General features: G+C 61.6%; 21 protein-coding genes. 11 read left to right on the forward strand and 10 right to left on the reverse strand.

Annotated features, from left to right (window positions below; genetic code table 11):
* Positions 1 to 132 precede the first annotated feature (132 nt).
* On the reverse strand, positions 133 to 516 hold the full coding sequence (gene trxA / locus ERD78_RS06955; RefSeq protein ID WP_129968562.1) for a thioredoxin: 384 nt from the start codon (positions 514 to 516) through the stop codon (positions 133 to 135).
* 153 nt (positions 517 to 669) lie between these two features.
* Complete coding sequence (locus ERD78_RS06960) at positions 670 to 1,962, reverse strand: NCS2 family permease (protein ID WP_129968563.1); 1,293 nt, start codon at positions 1,960 to 1,962, stop codon at positions 670 to 672.
* 91 nt (positions 1,963 to 2,053) lie between these two features.
* On the opposite strand from ERD78_RS06960, the gene tsaD reads away from it, so the two are divergent.
* Positions 2,054 to 3,094 (forward strand): tRNA (adenosine(37)-N6)-threonylcarbamoyltransferase complex transferase subunit TsaD, encoded by a 1,041-nt coding sequence (gene tsaD, locus ERD78_RS06965; RefSeq protein WP_129968564.1) that lies wholly within the window; start codon positions 2,054 to 2,056, stop codon positions 3,092 to 3,094.
* A 33-nt stretch (positions 3,095 to 3,127) separates the two neighbouring features.
* Here the strand turns inward: tsaD and plsY are convergent, their stop codons facing one another.
* Complete coding sequence (gene plsY / locus ERD78_RS06970; RefSeq protein WP_129968565.1) at positions 3,128 to 3,799, reverse strand: glycerol-3-phosphate 1-O-acyltransferase PlsY; 672 nt, start codon at positions 3,797 to 3,799, stop codon at positions 3,128 to 3,130.
* Between the two features lie 143 nt (positions 3,800 to 3,942).
* Between plsY and surE the strand changes: the two genes are divergently transcribed.
* The 6 genes from surE to rlmD all read left to right on the forward strand — a co-directional run bounded on the left by surE (position 3,943) and on the right by rlmD (position 9,451).
* Complete coding sequence (surE, locus tag ERD78_RS06975; protein ID WP_129968566.1) at positions 3,943 to 4,701, forward strand: 5'/3'-nucleotidase SurE; 759 nt, start codon at positions 3,943 to 3,945, stop codon at positions 4,699 to 4,701.
* Positions 4,686 to 5,576 (forward strand): protein-L-isoaspartate(D-aspartate) O-methyltransferase, encoded by an 891-nt coding sequence (locus tag ERD78_RS06980; RefSeq protein ID WP_245152375.1) that lies wholly within the window; start codon positions 4,686 to 4,688, stop codon positions 5,574 to 5,576. Before surE ends, ERD78_RS06980 begins: the two co-directional genes overlap by 16 nt.
* A 40-nt stretch (positions 5,577 to 5,616) precedes the next feature.
* Positions 5,617 to 6,405, forward strand: coding sequence for a peptidoglycan DD-metalloendopeptidase family protein (locus ERD78_RS06985; RefSeq protein ID WP_245152376.1), 789 nt, complete (start codon positions 5,617 to 5,619; stop codon positions 6,403 to 6,405).
* A complete protein-coding gene (locus ERD78_RS06990; protein ID WP_129968568.1) occupies positions 6,402 to 7,184 on the forward strand; it encodes a 3'-5' exonuclease in 783 nt (260 codons plus the stop codon). Before ERD78_RS06985 ends, ERD78_RS06990 begins: the two co-directional genes overlap by 4 nt.
* 124 nt (positions 7,185 to 7,308) lie before the next feature.
* Positions 7,309 to 7,989 carry a hypothetical protein gene (locus ERD78_RS06995; RefSeq protein ID WP_129968569.1) on the forward strand — a complete coding sequence of 227 codons (681 nt, stop codon included), beginning with the start codon at positions 7,309 to 7,311 and terminating at the stop codon, positions 7,987 to 7,989.
* 136 nt (positions 7,990 to 8,125) lie between these two features.
* Entirely contained in the window at positions 8,126 to 9,451 is a 1,326-nt protein-coding gene (gene rlmD, locus ERD78_RS07000; RefSeq protein ID WP_129968570.1) for a 23S rRNA (uracil(1939)-C(5))-methyltransferase RlmD, read from the forward strand.
* 114 nt (positions 9,452 to 9,565) lie between these two features.
* Here the strand turns inward: rlmD and argH are convergent, their stop codons facing one another.
* Positions 9,566 to 10,993, reverse strand: a complete 1,428-nt coding sequence (gene argH, locus ERD78_RS07005) for an argininosuccinate lyase (protein ID WP_129968571.1) — start codon at positions 10,991 to 10,993, stop codon at positions 9,566 to 9,568.
* A 166-nt stretch (positions 10,994 to 11,159) separates the two neighbouring features.
* On the opposite strand from argH, the gene ERD78_RS07010 reads away from it, so the two are divergent.
* Positions 11,160 to 11,498 (forward strand): P-II family nitrogen regulator, encoded by a 339-nt coding sequence (locus ERD78_RS07010; protein WP_129968572.1) that lies wholly within the window; start codon positions 11,160 to 11,162, stop codon positions 11,496 to 11,498.
* Positions 11,499 to 11,596: 98 nt separating this feature from the next.
* Here ERD78_RS07010 and ERD78_RS07015 read toward each other — a convergent pair whose 3' ends face one another.
* Positions 11,597 to 12,193, reverse strand: a complete 597-nt coding sequence (locus tag ERD78_RS07015; protein WP_129968573.1) for a chorismate--pyruvate lyase family protein — start codon at positions 12,191 to 12,193, stop codon at positions 11,597 to 11,599.
* Between the two features lie 163 nt (positions 12,194 to 12,356).
* Between ERD78_RS07015 and ERD78_RS07020 the strand changes: the two genes are divergently transcribed.
* Positions 12,357 to 13,091, forward strand: a complete 735-nt coding sequence (locus ERD78_RS07020) for a pseudouridine synthase (RefSeq protein ID WP_129968574.1) — start codon at positions 12,357 to 12,359, stop codon at positions 13,089 to 13,091.
* A gap of 17 nt (positions 13,092 to 13,108) precedes the next feature.
* Here the strand turns inward: ERD78_RS07020 and ERD78_RS07025 are convergent, their stop codons facing one another.
* Positions 13,109 to 13,963, reverse strand: a complete 855-nt coding sequence (locus tag ERD78_RS07025) for a 23S rRNA (adenine(2030)-N(6))-methyltransferase RlmJ (RefSeq protein WP_129968575.1) — start codon at positions 13,961 to 13,963, stop codon at positions 13,109 to 13,111.
* Positions 13,964 to 13,973: 10 nt separating this feature from the next.
* A complete protein-coding gene (gene ugpQ, locus ERD78_RS07030) occupies positions 13,974 to 14,741 on the reverse strand; it encodes a glycerophosphodiester phosphodiesterase (RefSeq protein WP_129968576.1) in 768 nt (255 codons plus the stop codon).
* 101 nt (positions 14,742 to 14,842) lie between these two features.
* Here ugpQ and ERD78_RS07035 point away from each other — a divergent pair, with 101 nt between their 5' ends.
* On the forward strand, positions 14,843 to 16,870 hold the full coding sequence (locus ERD78_RS07035; RefSeq protein ID WP_245152377.1) for a SurA N-terminal domain-containing protein: 2,028 nt from the start codon (positions 14,843 to 14,845) through the stop codon (positions 16,868 to 16,870).
* Between the two features lie 69 nt (positions 16,871 to 16,939).
* Here ERD78_RS07035 and ERD78_RS07040 read toward each other — a convergent pair whose 3' ends face one another.
* On the reverse strand, positions 16,940 to 17,599 hold the full coding sequence (locus ERD78_RS07040; RefSeq protein ID WP_245152378.1) for an arylesterase: 660 nt from the start codon (positions 17,597 to 17,599) through the stop codon (positions 16,940 to 16,942).
* On the opposite strand from ERD78_RS07040, the gene ERD78_RS07045 reads away from it, so the two are divergent.
* Positions 17,580 to 18,254 carry an ABC transporter ATP-binding protein gene (locus ERD78_RS07045; RefSeq protein ID WP_129968577.1) on the forward strand — a complete coding sequence of 225 codons (675 nt, stop codon included), beginning with the start codon at positions 17,580 to 17,582 and terminating at the stop codon, positions 18,252 to 18,254. The two genes, ERD78_RS07040 and ERD78_RS07045, sit on opposite strands and share 20 nt — an antisense overlap.
* An 8-nt stretch (positions 18,255 to 18,262) precedes the next feature.
* Here ERD78_RS07045 and ERD78_RS07050 read toward each other — a convergent pair whose 3' ends face one another.
* Positions 18,263 to 19,564: a TRAP transporter large permease gene (locus ERD78_RS07050; protein WP_129968578.1), complete on the reverse strand. Its 1,302-nt coding sequence runs from the start codon at positions 19,562 to 19,564 to the stop codon at positions 18,263 to 18,265.
* Positions 19,557 to 20,060, reverse strand: coding sequence for a TRAP transporter small permease (locus ERD78_RS07055; protein ID WP_129968579.1), 504 nt, complete (start codon positions 20,058 to 20,060; stop codon positions 19,557 to 19,559). The genes ERD78_RS07050 and ERD78_RS07055 overlap by 8 nt, the downstream gene beginning before the upstream one ends.
* Between the last annotated feature and the right edge of the window lie 9 nt (positions 20,061 to 20,069).

The following is a 20,069-nucleotide window of genomic DNA, read 5'->3' on the forward strand; positions in this document are numbered from 1 at the left end:
ACGCTGTGCCGGCCTATGCCACGGTAGAAGTAGCATGAAAAAAGCTTGCCCCGACGCATCCGCGCCGAAGCAAGCCCACATTCTATACCTGCCGGCAGAACGGTGTTGCGCGAAGGCCCCGGGGCCTTCGCGTCAGGCCTGCGGTGTGTCTTGGCCGTCCTGGCTGGCAGCGATCTCCGCGTGAATCTTGGCCATGTCGAGGCCCTTGACCTGGGTGATGAGCTCGTCGAGCTGGCCGGAGGACAGGGCGCCTGCCTGCGAATACAGCAGAACCTGCTCGCGAAACACCATGAGTGTGGGAATGGACCGTATACCCAGCGTGCCCGCCAGCTCTTGATGCTCTTCGGTGTTTACCTTGGCGAAGGTGATGTCCTCATGTTCTTCGGAAGCCTTGTCGAAGACGGGCGCAAAGTTGCGGCACGGCCCGCACCATGGTGCCCAGAAGTCCACGATGAGGGGTTTGTCCGCTTGAATGGCTGACTGGAAGCTGTCGTTGTCGAGATCGATGGTGCTCATGAATACCCCTGCAATAAAAAAAGCGGCCTGACAGCCGCTTGTTCTCGATAGTTTGAAACTCCAGTGTAACGTTTTTTGGCGCATATGCAATGCGGATTAAGAGGGGCGTGCCCGCAAGATACCGCGAGAGGGAAAAAACCGGACGAGATTGCCTCAGTCGGGAAAAAAAGCGTACTTGATCACGAACAGAACCGCGACCAGCAGGGTGGCGGCGTGGATTTCCCTGAACCGGCCCGTGACACCCTTGAGCACCACATAGCTGATGAAACCAAAAGCCAGCCCATTGGCTATTGAATAGGTGAAGGGCATGACGATGGCGGCCAGGGCGGCGGGGGTGGATTCGGTAATGTCGTTCCAGTCGACGTGGACAATTTCCCGCAGCATCAACCCAGCGACGTAGAGCAGGGCGGGCGCGGTGGCATAGGCAGGCACGGCGCCCGCCAATGGAGCGAGAAACAGCGAAAGCAGAAAAAGTATGCCTATGGTCAGCGCGGTAAGACCGGTTCTCCCTCCTGCCTGCACGCCGGAGGCGCTTTCGATGTAGGCGGTGGTGCTGCTGGTGCCCAGGAAAGAGCCAGCCACGATGGCGGTACTGTCCGACAGCAGGGCGCGCCCCAGGCGATTGGGTCGTCCTTCCTGGATGAGCCCCGCCCGCGTGGCCACGCCTATCATGGTGCCCGTGGCGTCGAAGACCTCGACCAGGACAAAGACCAATATGACATGCACAAAGCCAGTATGCAGCGCTCCCATGATATCCAGTTGCAGGAACGTGGGCGCAATGCTGGGCGGAGAGGAAAATACGCCATAGAATGCGCTGTTGCCGGTGAAGATGGACAGCACCGTGATGGCCAGAATGCCGATGAGGATGGCGCCGCGTATCTTCAGTGCATCCAGCGCGGCGATAATGAAGAAGCCCAGGATGGCGAACAGTGCCGGCGCCGAGGTCAGATCGCCCAGCGACACTTTGGTGGCCGGATTAGCCACGACAATACCCGCACTGCCCAGCGCGATTATGGCCAGGAAGAGACCTATGCCGGCGGCAATCGCCGAGCGCAGCGATTTTGGAATGCCTGCGATCAGCCAGCTTCTGACGCCTGTGACCGTGAGCAGCACAAAGATAACACCCGAGATGAACACGGCCCCCAGGGCCTGCTGCCAGGAGTAGCCCATGGCGCCGACGACGGTGAAGGCAAAGAATGCATTCAGCCCCATGCCAGGCGCCATGCCTATCGGCCAGTTGGCTACGAAGGCCATGATCAGCGTGCCCAGCGCTGCGGCGAGACAGGTGGCCACGAACACGGCGCTTTTGTCCATGCCGGTGCCTGAGAGAATCTCCGGGTTGACGAAGATAATGTAGGACATCGTCAGGAACGTCGTGACGCCCGCCAGGATTTCGGTACGGACGTTTGTCCCGTGTTCATGCAGCTGAAACAGGCGTTCAAGCATTGGTCTTCCCCATGTTTGATGGATGGTCGTTGTTTAAACGATAATGACAGCTTGAATTCTAAGGCGGTTTTCCCGCTTCCACACTGTCTCGATGATTATTCTCGGTTTCGAAAGTTCGTGCGATGAAACAGGCGTTGCCCTCGTCAGCACGGAAAAAGGCTTGCTGGCCCACGCCCTGCACACCCAGATCGCCATGCATCAGGCATATGGCGGTGTGGTGCCCGAACTGGCCTCGCGTGATCATATACGCCGGGTATTGCCTCTTACCCGACAGGCCTTGGGCCAGGCAGGCATGACGCTAGACGATGTGGATGCGATCGCCTATACGGCGGGGCCCGGCCTGGCCGGCGCTTTGCTGGTTGGCGCCAGCGTTGCCCAGTCGCTGGCATGGGCTCGCGGTTTACCAGCCATAGCCATTCATCATCTCGAAGGCCATCTGTTGTCGCCTCTGCTGGCCGATCCTCGGCCCGACTTCCCCTTCGTGGCATTGCTGGTTTCCGGTGGCCATACACAGTTGATGCGTGTAGACGGGGTGGGATCCTATGAATTGCTGGGCGAAACGCTGGACGACGCGGCCGGCGAGGCCTTCGACAAGACGGCAAAGCTCATGGGGCTTGGCTACCCGGGCGGGCCCGCGCTCTCGCGTCTGGCCGAGCAGGGGGATGCCGGCCGCTACGACCTGCCGCGCCCGATGCTGCACAGCCAGGATCTGGATTTCAGCTTTAGCGGGCTGAAGACGGCGGTGCTTACACGGATCAAGACGCTGGAAAAAGCGCATGGGAGCTTGCCCGACGGTGAGCGAGCTCACCTTGCAGCCGCCACCGAGGCGGCCATCGTGGATGTTTTGGCGGCCAAGTCGCTGAAAGCCTTGAAACAAACCGGGTTGAAGCGTCTTGTCGTTGCGGGAGGTGTGGGTGCCAACAGGCATTTGCGCGAACGGCTGCAGCAAGCGCTGCGCCGTCTTGACGGCCGGGCTTATTTTCCGCCACTGGATCTATGCACCGACAACGGGGCCATGATTGCCTACGCGGCGGCATGTCGGGTGAACGCCGGCCTGGCAGATCTAGAGGACACCCGCCATGCGTTCACGGTCCGGCCGCGCTGGGATCTGCAGGAAATTTGCCGCGCCTGAGCCGTGCCTGGCGTTGGGGCCGGGATTGTGGGCCTATCGTTTTTTATGCTGCGATGGCGTGCCGCGCGTTGCGCCGGCCTTGGCAGCCGAACCCACCCGGCTTTCCTTGCCGCGCAGCAATCGGCTGATATTGGCCTTGTGCCGGAAAAGCAGCACGACACTGATAATGCCTATGGCCAATGCCAGGCTTGGTTCCATGGGCCAGGCGACATTGCCGCCCAGCAGGAAATACAGCGGCGCAAAAATGGCGGCCACGATGGCGGCCAGCGAGGAATACCGCGTGACATACACCACGATGAGCCAGGTGGCTGCCGTGGCCACTGCCAGCCAAGGGTTGATGGCCAGCAACACGCCCAATGCCGTGGCCACGCCTTTACCCCCTTTGAATTTCAAGAATACCGAGAAGACATGGCCCAGGAACACAGCCACTGCGCACAGGGCCACGACCGCCACGGACAGCGCCAACCCGTCCGCGATACGCTGAGCCAGGTAGACGGCCACCCAGCCTTTCGCCGCGTCGCCAAGCAGGGTGAGGGCTGCCGCCTTCCGATTGCCGGTACGCAGCACGTTCGTGGCGCCCGGGTTGCCAGATCCGAAACTGCGGGGGTCGGCCAGGCCCATGATGCGGCTGACGACCACGGCGAAGGGCACGGAGCCGATAAGATAGGCTGCGAGGGCAAGCGCGACGGCTAGGAGCAGGGACATGGCATGTTCTGAGAGTGAAAGAAAGAGGGTTGCGCCTGCTGGATTCTACCCACTGCGCGGCAGGAATGCCAGAACGTCCCTGGCCCCAAGGGCTGGGCGAACGGGTACAATTCGATACGTCCAAATGAGGTTCTTGCCGCAACATGCACATACTGGTTTCAAACGATGATGGCTACACAGCCCCGGGGCTGCAGGCGCTTGCGCAGGCGCTCGATGGTTTGGGGGAACTAACGATCGTGGCCCCGGAAACGAATTGCAGCGGCTCCTCCAATTCGCTCACCCTCAATCGTCCGCTGTGGGTGCGGCAGGCCCAGAACGGTTTTCACTATGTGAACGGTACACCCTCCGATTGCGTCCATATCGCGCTCACCGGCCTGCTGGATCGCCGGCCGGATCTCGTCGTGTCGGGCATCAACAACGGGGCCAACATGGGCGAAGACACGCTGTATTCGGGCACAGTCGCGGCGGCCACCGAAGGTTATCTGTTCGGCATCCCTGCCATTGCCTTTTCTCTGGTCGAAAAAGACTGGGCTCATCTGGACGGCGCCGTCCGCATTGCGCGCGCCCTGGTGGAGCGTCAGCTGCGCGAGCCACTTTCCGCGCCCATGCTGCTCAACGTCAATATTCCTGCGGTTGATTACCACGCCATACGCGAAACCCGCGTTACCCGTCTGGGGCGGCGGCATCCTTCCGAGCCGGTGGTCAAGAGCAATACGCCTTATGGCGACCCGGTCTACTGGATTGGGCCTGTTGGCAGCGTGTCCGATGCGGCCGCCGACACAGACTTCGGCGCAATCGAGGACAATGCGGTATCCATAACCCCTCTCCGGCTGGATCTGACCCATTACGGTCAGTTGGACGAAGTTCGCGGCTGGGCGGAGCCCCTATGCGCAAACCCATAGGGCCATTTCCCTTTTCCTCCGGCACGCATAACCGTTTCGGCCATTCCCGCCTGGGCGATGGCGTGTCGGCGGCCAACAGCAATACACGCATAGTCAAGCCGGTACGACAGGAAGGTACGGCGCCGATTGCCGGGCGCAAGAATCTGCTGAATAATCCAATACAGGGGGCCTCCCGCACGCCCTTGCAGCGGGCCCATGTCAACGCGGGGCCGCCGGCGGCGAGGGGAAACCTGGGCCTTAATTCGGAACGTTCTCGTACGCGCATGGTAGACCGGCTGCGCGCCCAAGGCATCCAGGACGAGCGAGTTCTGGATGCGCTCAGGGCTGTTCCTCGCCATTTGTTCGTGGACGAAGGGCTGGCCAGCCGGGCCTACGAAGATGCGGCGCTGCCCATCGGCTATGGCCAGACTATCTCTCAGCCGTGGGTGGTGGCCCGCATGATTTCCGCTGTGTGCGAAAATCGGGTTCCGGTTAAAGTACTGGAAGTCGGTGCGGGTTGCGGCTATCAGGCGGCGGTGCTGGCGCAGCTGGTCAGGGAAGTCCATGCCATCGAGCGTGTTCGCGGGTTGCATGATGCGGCCCGGGTGCGTCTCAGGGCCCTGAAGCTCATGGGCCGTGTGCGCCTCATGTTTGGCGACGGCATGGCGGGTCTGCCCGGCGTGGCGCCGTTCGATGCCATCATTGTCGCCGCCGCCGGGATTAAAATCCCCCAAACACTGCTGGAGCAATTGGCAGTGGGGGGCCGATTAATTGCACCCGAAGGGATGGCGGCGCAGCGTCTGATTCTCATTGAGCGTACCGGCACCGCCGCGTGGCGCCGGGATGAGCTGGAATCGGTGCGTTTCGTCCCTTTGCGTCCCGGTACACAGCAATAAATGTTAAGCACAGGAGAGCCATATGCACGCAAGGACTTCAATGTCTGATGCGATTCCAACATCCCTCAGGCGCAATCGCTGCAAGCTTGCGCTGACAGCACTGGTGGCTGCCGCACTGATGGCCGGCTGCGCTTCGCGGACCTCGCGCGCTCCCATTACCGATCTTTCAGCCGGGGGCGGGGTGGCGGCGCAATCCGGTGAAAGCCTCTATACGGTACGGCCAGGCGACACTTTGTACAAGATCGCGCAGGCCCACAACATGGACGTCAATACGCTGGCCCAGTTGAATAACCTGAGCAATGCCAATGTGCTCAGCGTAGGCCAGCAGCTGCGGCTCAATGGCTCCGTGCCGGCGCCCGCCGCGCCAGTGGCGCCGCCCGCCGAGCAGGGGCCGGCAACGCCCATGCCGGTCACGCCGGTGCAGCCGGTGCAGCCCACCACCGTCGCGCGTGCCAGCGATGCCGGGCTTATTTCCTGGGCTTGGCCGGCCTCCGGCGACATCATCCAGGCGTTCAACACCAACACCAAGGGTATAGACATTGCCGGCACACCCGGAGATCCCGTATACGCGGCAGCCGACGGCAACGTGATGTACGCGGGTAATGGCGTGCGTGGGCTGGGCAATCTCATTCTTCTGGGACACAGCGATGGCTTTGTCACCGCCTATGCCCACAACCAGACGCTGCTCGTCAAAACAGGCCAGGTCATCAAGAAGGGTGACAAGATTGCGCTGCTTGGCCAGACCGATACCAGTTCTCCGCGACTGCATTTCGAAATTCGCCGCCGCGGCACGCCGGTCAACCCGCTGTCGTATCTGCCTGCGCGATGATACCGGTCCTGGTCTTTGACCTGGAAACCATTCCCGATGCCGACGGGCTTCGGCGGCTGAATCCGCACTGGCGGAACCTTCCCGACACCGAGGTGATCGAGAAGGCCCTGGAGGAGCGGCGCGCGACGCACGGCAGCGACTTTCTGCCGCTGCATTTGCACAAAGTCGCCGTGGTGGGCTGCGTATTCAGGGATGACAATGGGTTCCGGGTCAAGACGCTGGGCCAGCCGGACGACCCAGAGCCGGCGTTGTTGTCCGGTTTTTTCAAGACGATAGAGCGCTATACGCCGCGGCTGGTCAGCTGGAACGGCTCCGGCTTCGACTTGCCCGTGCTGCATTATCGGAGCCTGATCCATGGCGTGCAGGCGCCACGCTACTGGGACATGGGCGACGATGACCGCGACTTCAAGTTCAACAACTATATCAGCCGCTACCATAATCGCCATATAGATCTCATGGATCTGCTGGCCAAATACAATGGCCGGGCCAATGCGCCGCTGGACGATCTAGCAAAGCTTTGCGGCTTTCCTGGCAAGTTGGGCATGGACGGCGGCCAGGTCTGGCGGGCGTGGTCGGAAGGCAGGGCCGATGAGGTGCGAGCTTATTGCGAGACGGATGTGGTCAATACATGGTTGGTGTATTGCCGGTTCCGCTTTCTGCGCGGCGAGCTCGATCAGGCCGCCTACGACGAGGAAATCACCCTTGTGCGGGACACGCTGCAAGGCAGCGGCGCGGCGCATTGGCAAGAGTACATGGCGGCCTGGAACAGCGCCGACTGAAATGCATTGAAAGAAGGCCGGTCGGTAATGAAATCGGCTGAAAGAAAGCGGTTCTTTGCTGAAACAGGCGCGTAATGGCTTCACTTGCATACTGAGGGCTCCAACAACGCAGAAGGAAGCAGCTATGCAAGCCATCTCTCATACTCTCTCCGTCAAACTGGCTACCCTTACGGCCGCGCTGGCCCTGGGCGGTGCTGCCGTAACGCTCTCGCTGCCTGCAAGCGCCGCGTCAAGTACAACGGATGCCGCTGTCAGCGGGCAGGTATCAGGTGCGGCCGCTGCGCCAGCCGATGAAGCAGGCAAGGCCAGAATGCATCGCCATGGCCATCATCGCCATCATCGTGGTCATCATCACATGCGCGACGGCGCGATGTGGGTGCCGGGCTACGGCGTATTGAACAAGGACTTCGTGGATACACTTTCCTTGACGACCGATCAGTCTAAATTGCTCGAAGATGCCCAGGCAGCACAGAAGGACAACCGCAAGGCGCGTTTCGAAGCAATGAAATCAGGCCAGGCTGAACGTATTGCCGCGCTGAAGTCGGGCCAGATAGATCCGAAGGCGGCCATGGCGCAGCACGAGCAGGCGCGCGAGCAGGCTCATGAGCGGCGTGAGACGCTGGATGGCAAGTGGCTCGCGGTGTGGGATGCGCTGGATGCGGGCCAGCAAGAGAAGGTTGCGACGCATTTTTCGGAGCGGGCCGACAAATTCGCGAAGCGTGCGGAACTACGCAAGCAGCGGCACGCGGAACGCAAGGCGAAAGAAAAATCGGATACTGAGACGGCAGCCCAGCCATCTGCCTGAGGCTGAGGTATAGGCGCATTCTCGAAGGCCTCGCTCTTCAAGAGCGCCGATCAATGCACCGCCATGGGTCGGGCGATTCGACTTTGAATCCATGGGATGTCAAAATTACGGGTTGCCTATCTGGGATAGCCCGAACATGACGCAGGAAGTACTTGAGCTGGATATCGAATCGCTGGATCTGGATGCGCGCGGCATTGCCCGGCGCGACGGAAAAGTGGTGTTCGTCGAGGGCGCCTTGCCTGGAGAGCGTGTTCTGGCCCAGATTGCCCGGCGCAAGCCCTCGTACGATACCGCCAGGGTGCAACGCATACTGCGGGCCTCCTCGCAGCGCGCGATACCGCCCTGTCCGCACTTCGGCATCTGCGGCGGTTGCGCCATGCAGCATCTTGATGCGGCGGCACAGGTTGCCGTAAAGCAGCGAGTGCTCGAGGACGCGCTGTGGCATATCGGTAAGCTTCGAGCTGGCCGCATCATGCCTCCCATGCATGGTCCCAGCTATGGTTACCGCTATCGGGCCAGGCTGTCCGTGCGTCTGGTGCGCAAGAAGGGCGGTGTGCTAGTGGGTTTTCGTGAACGGCGGGGCAGTTATGTGGCGGACATGGAGGAATGTCGAGTGCTGCCCGCGCATGTCTCGGCCATGTTGATGCCGCTGCGGGCATTGGTGGGGAAGCTGTCCTGTCCGTCGGATATCCCTCAGATCGAGGTTGCGGTGGGTGACCGCACTACCGTATTGCTCATGCGCCATATGGCGCCGCTCTCTGCGGCTGATATACACCTGCTGCGCCAGTTTGGAAGCGATCATGGGGTTAGCTGGTGGCTGCAGCCCAAGGGGCCTGATACCGTGCATCCGCTCGAACCCGCCGATGCCGATAGCCTGGCTTACACGCTGCCGGAGTTCGGGCTGCGCATGCCGTACCGCCCCACGGATTTCACTCAAGTGAATCATGCCATCAACCGGGTGCTGGTCTCGCGCGCATTGTCGCTGCTGGCGATACAGCCCAATGAGCGGGTGGCCGATCTTTTCTGCGGGCTGGGCAATTTCACGCTGCCGTTGGCTACGCGTGCGGCGCAGGTTGTCGGGATCGAAGGCAGCAAGGCCTTGACAGATCGGGCGCTGCAGGCGGCGGCAGCGCATGGCCTCCAGGATAGAACGCAATTTTCCACGCTCAATCTGTTCGAGGTGGATGCCGGCTGGTTGCAGGCGCTCGGGCATTTCGACCGCATGCTGATCGATCCCCCGCGGGAGGGCGCCGAGGCTGTTGCACGGGCCGTGTCCGCGCTTGCGCCAGCGGACAGGCCCGTCCGTATTGTGTACGTTTCGTGCAACCCCGGGACGCTCGCGCGCGATGCGGGTATCCTGGTGCATGAAGGCGGTTATGCGCTTAGCGCCGCGGGCGTCGTGAATATGTTCCCGCATACGGGGCATGTGGAATCGATCGCGGTGTTCGATGCCTGCCGGTGACGGCGATACGCAGCTTGCCCGTGGTCAATGGCTGCGCAGGCGTCCATCCACGACTGTCTTGCCGTGTACAGGGTGGCTGGAAAGGGCGGCACCCGGCGCTGGTGTTGCTGCCGCCTAGCTGAATGACGCCGTGTCGTCTAGGACGCGCTCAGCCTCCAAGCGCACGCGATCAGGGGCTGTGCCGCCGATATGCCGCCGCCCCGCCACCGAGCCCTCGAGGGTGAGCACCTGGAACACATCTTGCTGTATCGACGCATGGAAAGCTTGCAGCGCTTCCAGCGATAAATCGGCCAGATCGCAGCTTTGTTCCTCGCATGCCCGGACGGCACGCGCAACGGTTTCGTGGGCATCGCGAAATGGCACGCCTTTCTTGACCAGGTAGTCGGCCAGATCCGTGGCGGTGGCAAAGCCTTGCAGCGCCGCAGCACGCATGGCGTCGGGATGTACGCGGATACCCCCGACCATGTCGGCAAAAATCGTGAGTGTGTCGCGAATGGTGTCGGCTGCGTCGAACAGGCCTTCCTTGTCTTCCTGGTTGTCCTTGTTGTAGGCAAGCGGCTGGCCCTTCATGAGCGTAAGCAGGGCGACGAGATGGCCGTTGACCCGGCCGGTCTTGCCGCGCGCCAGTTCGGGCACGTCGGGGTTTTTCTTTTGCGGCATGATGGAACTGCCGGTGCAGAAGCGGTCGGCCAGGTCGATAAAGCCCACTCTGGGGCTCATCCACAGCACCAGCTCTTCGGACAGGCGGGACACATGCACCATAATGAGCGCGGCGGCGGCGCAGAACTCGATGGCAAAGTCGCGATCGGATACGGCGTCCAGCGAATTGCGGCACACACCATCGAAGCCGAGTGTGCGCGCAACCCGTTCGCGATCGATGGGATAGGAAGTGCCGGCTAGCGCGGCTGCGCCCAAAGGCAGGCGATTGACGCGTTTGCGGCAATCGGCCAGCCTTTCGGCATCGCGTCCGAACATCTCGGCGTAGGCCAGAAGGTGATGGCCGAAGGTAACAGGCTGGGCAACCTGCAGATGCGTGAATCCAGGCATGATGGTGTCGGCATGCTCGAGCGCCAATTGCGCCAGGCGGCGGCGCAGCTGGTGAAGAAGACCGCTGGATTGGTCAATTTCGGCACGCAGCCAAAGGCGGATGTCGGTGGCCACCTGGTCATTGCGTGAACGGCCTGTGTGCAGGCGTTTGCCGGCATCGCCGATCAGTTCGACGAGCCGCTTTTCGATGTTGAGGTGCACATCTTCGAGATCGAGCGACCATTCGAATCGGCCTGCGTCGATCTCCTCGAGGATGCGCGCCATGCCTTGCTCGATGGCTGTATTGTCCTCGGCGCTGATGACGCCGGCTGCGGCCAGCATGTCGGCATGCGCCAGCGATCCCTGGATGTCGAATGCAGCCAGGCGCTTGTCGAAATCGACGGAAGCGGTGTAGCGCTTGACGAGATCGGATACGGGCTCGGAAAAGCGGGCTGACCAGGCCTGGGCCTTGTTTGCAAACTGGTTTTGCAGGTCGGATGCGTTGTTTTTGGACATAGTGGCGAAATTATACGGGACGCGGCATTGCGAGGGGCGGGCCTACGGTATATTAATGCCCTGATCCCGGATGCCGAGCAGGGCGCTGTCCATCGCCGGGTCCGTGCCGCGCCCAGGCTTGGCCACGGCGGCGGCCAGCCATTTTTCCACTTACCGGAGCACGTACATGAAACAGATCGCGGCTATCATCAAGCCGTTCAAGCTCGACGAGGTGCGCGAGGCGCTGGCCGATATCGGCGTCAGCGGCCTGACCGTCACCGAGGTCAAGGGCTTTGGGCGGCAAAAGGGCCATACAGAGCTTTATCGCGGCGCGGAGTATGTCGTTGATTTTCTACCCAAGATCCGCATTGATGTCGTGCTGCCAGCCACCATGGTTGATGCCGCCATCGACGCAATCATCAAGGCTGCCTACACCGGGAAGATCGGAGACGGAAAAATTTTTGTCAGTGCCGTCGAGCAGGCCATCCGAATCCGCACCGGCGAGAGTGGCATCGACGCGCTCTGATTCGGCCCCCGCGCCCGCCATGCCCGCTTGCTGCCGGGTACGGCGGTGGCGTTTGTATTTAAGCCGCCGCTGCAGCAGTGTGACGAGAGAACGCAGCGTTACACATTGCGCAGGCTCAAGCCTTGCGCGCGCAGGCTGCGCGCCGCCAGAGGCCAGAAGCCGGGCAGAAAGCCTTCGGCCACCAATAAAGGTTCACCTGCGCGCCAGAACGTTGAACACCGCGCCAATATACGGTTGGCGCGGGGGCAGTCGGCGCCAAGGATGTGTTCGGCCGCAAAATACAGAGGCATCTGCCAGCGCAGGCGAGCCACACTGAATGACGACCGCGTGATCTCCGGATTGTTATACAACATGTCGGCCAGCGGCCGGGTGCGCAGCCTGCGCATGCGTTGCCATCGGCCATGGGATGCATGCAGCGGTGTGAAGCTACGGGCAAAGACGGCGTCCGTTCCGTCGATGCGCATAATGATTTCTCTTACCCAGATGGCTTCGCGGGGGGCGCGCGCCAGCATCCATGCCTCGGATTCAGGTAGCCCCTGGGCATATTCCCGCGATACCCGAAGCTGTACATCGCCGATCTTGCGTAGTCCGGCTGTAAGGGCGCCCGGGCGCAGCAGCCAATATTGTTGCATGGGCGTGGCGGAGGGCGGCGACGTCGCGCGCCAACCGCTGGATGGGAGGGGATTCGGTTGCATGCCGCGTATTATCGCAAATTACCCCGCCGCGGCGCCGGCGTTCCCGCGCGGAAACGATTTCTTTCCGGGCGCTGGCCTGGCGAACCCGTAGCCATCGTAAAATGAGGTTGTTTTTTTCAATCCTGGGCATCCCGTCACAGCGCGCCCATCCAGCCGGTTTTTCATGGAAAAAGTCAGAATATCCAAACTCATGGCCCAACGCGGCCTATGCTCGCGCCGCGAGGCCGACGCTTATATAGAACGCGGATGGGTGCGTGTGGACGGCGAAGTCATTTCCGAGCTGGGCAGCAAGGCCTGGCCGAGTCAAAAGATCACGCTTGAGCGCCAGGCGCAACGCCGACAAACCGCAAGGGTGACCATTCTGCTGAACAAGCCTGTCGGTTACGTATCGGGGCAGGCCGAACGAGGCTACCGCACCGCTTCCTCTCTCATCTCAGCGGACAGTCGCTACCGGGGCGATCATGCGCCGCAGCGATTCGATCCGTCGCATTTGCGAGGTCTGGCGCCGGCGGGACGGCTGGACATTGATTCCCAGGGTTTGCTTGTACTGACTCAGGACGGTCGCATAGCCCGGCAACTCGTCGGCGAAGATTCCGACGTCGAAAAGGAGTATCTGGTTCGTGTTCAAGGTCGCCTGGCTGACAATGGCCTGGCCCTGTTGAATCACGGCCTGACATTGGACGGCAAGCCGTTGAGACGTGCGCAGGTCAGTTGGCAGAACGACGATCAACTGCGTTTTTTGCTGCGCGAGGGCAAGAAGCGCCAGATACGCCGCATGTGCGAAATGGTGGGACTGAAGGTGGTAGGGCTCAAGCGCGTGCGCATGGGCAAGGTGGTGCTGGGCGATCTGCCGCCCGGCAAATGGCGTTATCTGAAAGAAGGCGAACGTTTTGTCTAGCGGCGCCCACGCGGCGCTTAATCTCCGTGACGGGCCAGTGTGAAGTTGGCACGATCGTCCTGGGCCAACGTTGCCTTCAACCAGGGCAGGGTGGTGGCAAGCGCGTCATGCAGCGTCCAGGGAGGATTCACCACGAACATGCCACTGCCGTGCAGGCCCAGGCCAGTTGCCGCGGGCTTGGAAACAGAAAGGGTGGCATGGAGCCAGGGCGTCGCCAGCCGCGTCAAGGCGCGCTGCAGGTCGGCGACTTCGCGCCGCTGCACCAGGGGGTACCAGACGATGAAGCAGCCTGTGGCAAAACGCTTCAGCCCCTCGGAGAGCGCCTGGACCGTATGCCGGTAGTCGCGCTTGTCCTCGTATGATGGGTCGATGAGCACGATGCCGCGGCGCGGGGCGGGCGGGAGCTGGCTCTTGAGCCCGTTGAAGCCGTCCGCCTGGTAGACGGCGACCTGGCGCTGCGTGCCGGCAGCCTCGCGCTTCAGATTGTCTCTGAGCACTTCGATTTCAGTCGGGTGCATCTCGAACAGTCGCAGGCGGTCGCGGCCTCGCATGGCTTGCAGAGCCAGCCAGGGAGAGCCTGGATAGAAATTGGCCACGCCATCCGGATTGAAATGCTGTACGGCTTGCAGATAGCGTTCTATCGCATCGGGCATGGCTTGCGCCGCAAGAAGGCGGTCCAGGCCGTCGGCGAATTCGCCGCGTTTCGTGGCCCATTCGCTGCGCAAATCGTAGATGCCGGCGCCCGCGTGGGTGTCGATCACCCAGTAGGGCGCATCCTTGCGGTTGAAGTAATCCAGGACGTGAACCAAGATGGTGTGCTTGAGGACGTCGGCATGGTTTCCAGCGTGAAAGGCGTGGCGATAACTGAACAAGACGATGGCCTTATGGCAGGAGGTCGAAGGAGGTGGGCGCAATGCTGGCCACTTCGTCGGTGAACACGGCGTTGCAGCCCCAGTCAAAGAGCGCACGCATGCGCTCGGTGTCATTCACAGTCCAGACGGACACGGTATAGCCGGCCGACCGCATGGCGCGCACGAGGTTTGCGTCGACATGCCGGTTATCGGGGTTGACGCCCGTGCATTGCAGCCTTTCCAGACGGGCCTGCCAATCGTCCGGCACGGGCCCCTCGATCAGCAGCGCGCGTGGCAGCTCGGGAGCCACCTGCATCGCGGCCTCAAGGGAGGCTTCGGAGAACGAGGACAGCAGAGGCGGCAGTGGGGCGTGGCGCCATAGTTTGCGGGCCAGCTCCGCTACGGTGCGGCCCGTGGCCTCCTCGTCGCCTGTGGTCGGTTTGATTTCGATATTGCTGTGGACGCCGTTGGTCAGCGTGCTGGCGGCAACGGCGTAAAGCGTGGGTATGGGCTCGCCGGCATAGGTGGCGCCATGCCAACCGCCGAAGTCGATTTCCGCCAGTTGCGCGTAGCTGCGATCCGATGCGAGGCCCTGGGCATTGCTGGTGCGGTCCAGCGTATCGTCGTGCAGCAGCACCGGCACGCCGTCCTGGCTGAGCTTGACGTCGAACTCCACCATGCGATAGCCATGGCGTGTGCCCAGCCGTATGGAAGCCAGGGTATTCTCTGGCGCCAGGCGCCCGGCGCCGCGATGCGCGATCAGGCGGGGATAGGGCCAGGTGGCGGGCGTGACCGGCATGTGGGAAAGTCCTTGTGTTTCAGTGAGGTGGCAAGGCTGCCATTGTATCGCTGGCCGCCCCGGTGGGCACAGGTGCCGCGGCGGGGGTGATGGTAAACTTCATGAAATTTTTTACCCAACCCCTATTGCGTGCGCCCGCCGGTGCGGCGGGCGCCGGTGAGCCATCAATGTTCGATTTCATTCGTACCCATCAGCGGCTGATGCAGTTTCTGTTGCTGATCCTGATATTGCCATCCTTTGCGCTCATTGGCATCAGCGGCTATACAAACTATGTGTCGGGCGACCATGATCTGGTCAAGGTGGGTTCAGGCGCCGTCACACAGCAGATGTTCGATCAGGCGCGCAGCAACCAGCTACGCCAGCTGCAAAGCAGCAGCCAGGGCGGCTTCGATCCCGCCGTGCTCGACAATCCGCAGGCCCGCGCCGAACTGCTCGATTCGCTCATCAACCGGCAGGCACTCATAGATACCGCCCGTGCGGAGCATTTCAGCGTATCCGATACCGCTCTGCGCCAATCCATCGCGGCCCTGCCTCAACTTCAGGAAAATGGCCGGTTTTCGCCAGAACTGTACAACCGCACGCTCGCGGCAATGGGGTTGGACACCCATGATTTCGAGGAAAGCCAGCGCGCCGAGCTGGCTCTTGGCCGTGTGCTAGGCCCGGTTGCCCGCAGCGCGGCGGTTCCAGCCACAGTCGTGCAGCGGCTTGAAACCATTCTGACAGAACAGCGTACGGTGCGGCTGAAGGCTTTCCCCGCCACCGATTACGAGAAGGATATTTCCGTCTCTGACGACGACATCAAGGCCTGGTACGACCAGAACAAGCAGTCGCTGGAACTGCCGCAGCAGGCCATCGTGCAGTATCTGCTGCTCAACGAGGCTGCCGCCATGAAAGACCTTCCCGAGGTCAGCGAAGACGAGTTGCGCAAGTACTACGATCAGAACAAAAGCCGCTATGTGCGCCCTCCGCGCGTCAACGTGAGTCATATCCAGATCGACGTTCCCGCAGGTGCGACAGGCGAGCAGCGCAAGACGGCGCATGACGAGGCGGTAAAGATCGCCAGCCAGCTCAAGGCGAATCCCGATACATTCGCGGAGGTTGCGCGTGAAAAATCGCAAGACGCCGGCACGGCCAAAGATGGCGGCAAGCTTGGCTGGATAACGCAAGGAACATGGCCGGCGGCGCTTGAGGATGCTGTCTTTTCATTGAAGAAGGGCGCCATTTCGGGTGTCATTGACGGCCCTGGCGGTTTTCATATTTTCCGTGTCAACGATACCCAACCCGAGCATGGCGAGACATTCGAGGAGGCGCGGGCCAAGGTTGAGACCGAAGTGCGGCGTCAACTGGGTTCCGATCGTTTTGCGGAAATGGCGTCCAAGCTGACTGACCTGGTCTATGAGAATCCTGATAGTCTGGAACCCGCCTCCCAGGCCTTGGGGCTGCCCATCAAGACAGCGGCGGGCATTGCGCGCGACCGCCTGCTTGCCTCCGATGAGGTGAAAGCCGACGCTGCGTCGTCCAGCGCAGACGCCTCGCTGCTGGGCGACGTTCGGGTGCGCCGTGCCGTATTTGCCAATGAAGCCCTGGTGGAAAAGCAGAATACAGGCGTTATTGAGCTGTCGCCTGACACGATGATAGTGCTGCACGTCAAAGAGGCTGTGCCGGCCCACATACCCGAACTGGCCCAGGTCAGCGACCATATCCGCGGCGTGCTGGAAGGTCAGCGCGCGCGCGACGCTGCCGCCGAGGCGGGCAAGAAGTTGCTTGCCGAGCTGAGCAAGAGCCCATCGGTGACCGCGCCTGAGGGTTTCGGCGATGCGCAGTCCATCAGCCGCATCGACCCGCGGGGCTTGCCCAAGCAATTGACTGATGCTGCTTTCGCGGCGCCCACCGACCACTTGCCTCAATACGTGGGCGTGGAAGGTCCGCAAGGCTACGTGCTGGTTCGCGTCGAGGATGCCAAGGCCGGCACCACCGACAGCCCCGCGTTGGCGACACTGCCGCAGCAGCTGGCCGCCGCCTGGGGCAAGGCCGAAGAAGATGCCGTGCTCAAGGCCTTGCGTACACAGTTGGGCGTGAAGATGCTGCCGGAGGCGCAGGAAGTCATTCAAGGCGAAAAGAAAAGCTGATTCGCCTTCTTGATGGCGTAGCCGGCTGGGCGCCGGGCTCGCCATTCGGCGGAATCATGGGAGACCAGGTCAGGGCGTCAGCATGGGCGCCAAGTGCCGCCAAACAGTATCAGCCATGATAGGCTGTGCCGCTTCGTTGGGGTGCAGCCCATCTTGCTGGAACAAGCCGCGATCCAATGCTATGCCCTCGAGTAGAAAGGGTACGCGCTCCACATCCTGATCTTTCGCGATATGCGTATATATGTCGCGAAAACGGTCTGTATAGGCGCGGCCGTAATTGGGCGGCACCTGCATGCCCACCAGCAACACACGTGCACCGGCTTTTTTCGACATGATCACCATGCGGCTGAGATTCTGCTGCGTCATGTCCAGTGGCAGGCCACGCAAGGCATCGTTGCTGCCCAGCTCAATGATTACGATCGACGGCTTGAATCGTTCCAGAGCTTCAGGCAGCCTCGCCAGGCCCCCGCTGCTTGTGTCGCCGCTGATGCTGCGATTATGCAGGACGTAGCCTGTGTTTTCCTCGCGCAGTCGCTGGGCGATGATTTCTACCCAACCCGTGTCCCGTTCAAGGCCGTACTCTGCTGATAAACTGTCTCCCACCACCAGTATCGAGCGGGCATCGATGTGGCTTGCATCGTCCTGTGCCAGAACATGAAAGGCGAAAAGCCCAAGCAGTATGCCCACAATCGACCGCCAGCGTATCAGCATGAATTCCACCCATTCCATTGAAGTTGTCCAGTTGAGCCAAAGCGTAGCCGATGCCAGCGGCACGCTGGTCATTTTAGACAATGTCAGTTTCGATGTAGGCCGCGGAGAGGCGCTTGCGATAACTGGAAGCTCAGGTTCGGGAAAATCCACGCTGCTGGGCCTCATGGCGGGCCTGGATGTGCCGGTATCCGGGCAAGTCCGCCTACTGGGACAGGACCTGTTTTCCTTGAACGAGGAAGGGCGCGCCGCGCTGCGGGCCCGGCACGTTGGCTTTGTGTTCCAGTCTTTTCAGTTGCTTCCCAATCTGACAGCCCTGGAAAATGTAATGCTTCCATTGGAGCTGGCTGGACGCCCCGCGCGGCAGGATGCTGCCGCCATGCTGGAGCGGGTTGGCCTGGGCGGGCGTCTGGCACACTATCCGCGCACCCTGTCGGGTGGCGAGCAGCAGCGGGTGGCACTGGCGCGTGCATTCGTCATGAGGCCCAGCCTGCTGTTTGCCGATGAGCCCACGGGAAGCCTGGATGCCCGCAACGGTGAGCGGATCATGGCGCTGATGCTGGACCTGCATCGCGAGCACTGCACCACGCTGGTGCTGGTGACGCACGACGCCCGGCTGGCTGCATTGTGCGAGCGCGAAATCAGGCTGAAAGGCGGGCGGGTGGCAGAGGCCTGAAACGCGCCTTACATCTTCATGTTACGAGGCAGCCATGTGGCGATTTCGGGCGCGGCGTATATGATCAGCAGCGCAGCAATCATCAGCAAGAACATGGGCATGGAAACCCGGGCCAGATAGGGGAGCTCTTTGCGGGTCATGCCGGAGAGCACGAAAAGGTTGAATCCCACCGGTGGCGTGATCTGGGCCATTTCTATGACGAGCACGAGAAAAATTCCAAACCAGATCAGATCAATACCTGCGGCGGTGACGGTGGGCAGCAGGACGCCCATGGTCAGAACGACGATGGAAATGCCGTCCAGGAAACAGCCCAGCACCACGAAAAAGACGGTGAGCGCGCAAATGAGGCCGAACTGGGACAGGCCCAGGGAGCCTATCCATTCGGCAAGCTGGCGCGGCAGCCCGATATAACCCATGGAAAGCGTCAGGAACTGCGCCCCCGCAAGTATGAGCGCAATCATGCAGTAAAGCCGCGTAGCGCCCATGATGGAAGCCTTGAAGACAGACCAGTTGAGCGAGCCTTGTACCGCGGACAGGATCAGTGCACCAATGACGCCCACGGCCGCCGCCTCGGTGGCTGTGGCGAAGCCTGTGTATATGGTGCCCAGCACGATGGCGATGAGCAGAATGACGGGAATCAGGTGGCGCGACTGATAGAGTTTCTCGCCGAGCTTCATTGCCTGGTCTGCGGCGGGAATGCGGCCCGGATGAAGCAGGGACCAAATGATGATATAGCCCATAAACAGGCCGGCGAGCAGCATGCCGGGAAATACCCCGGCAATGAACAGCTTGGAAATTGATACATCGGCTGCCACACCGTATACGATCATGATGATGGATGGCGGGATGAGCAGGCCGAGCGTGCCGGCGCCAGCCAGCGTGCCGATGACCTGATCCTCGGGGTATCCGCGCCGGGCAAGCTCGGGAATGGTCATCTTGCCAATGGTGGCGCAAGTTGCGGCGGACGAGCCCGACACGGCGGCAAAGATGGCGCAGCCGACGATATTGGTGTGCAGCAGGCGGCCGGGAATGCGGTCGAGCCATGGCGCCAAGCCCTTGAACAGGTCCTGCGACAGCCTGGACCGGAACAGGATTTCTCCCATCCACAGGAACAGGGGCAGAGCGGTCAGCGTCCAGCTGGATGCCGCACCCCAGATGGTGATGGCCATGGCGTCGCCGGCGGGACGGCTGGAAAACATGGCCATGCCCAGCCAAGCCGTGCCTGCCAGCGTCAGGCCCACCCACACGCCGCATGCCAGGAAGCCGAATATCGACAACACCAGCACGGTGATCATCAGAACGTCATTCATGGGCAATTTCTTTTGCGGAGGATTCGGGGACGCCGCGCAGGCGCAGTATGGTCTCGTCGATGACGGCAATCAGGAAGATGACTGTGCCCAGCGCCATGGCGATCTGGGGAATCCAGAGCGGCGTGGCGTCCTCGCCTGTGGAAATGTCATGAAAGCTGTGGGAGTCTATGACCAGCTTGACGCTGTACCAAGCCAGATCGGCCGAGATCAGGCACGCCACGACCAGCGCAAAGATATCCAGCCGCAGGCTGCCTCTGGCAGGCAGGGCGGACAAAAGCAGTGTGACGCGGATATGTTCGCCTTGCTTGAAGGTGTGCGCCAGTGCCAGGAAGCCGGCTGCGGCCATGCTGTAGCCGGCGTAGGCATCCAGGCCGGCAATATGTATGCCAAGCTGGCGGGTGGCGATGGAGAGGGTGATGGCCACCAGCACCCCCACCATGAAGACAGCGGCCAGGCCGCCTGCCAGCATGTAGAGCCTGTCGAGGAATAAGCGCATGGCGTGCGC

Origin of the sequence: Allopusillimonas soli (assembly GCF_004153445.1) — a bacterium.
Lineage (GTDB): Bacteria > Pseudomonadota > Gammaproteobacteria > Burkholderiales > Burkholderiaceae_B > Allopusillimonas > Allopusillimonas soli.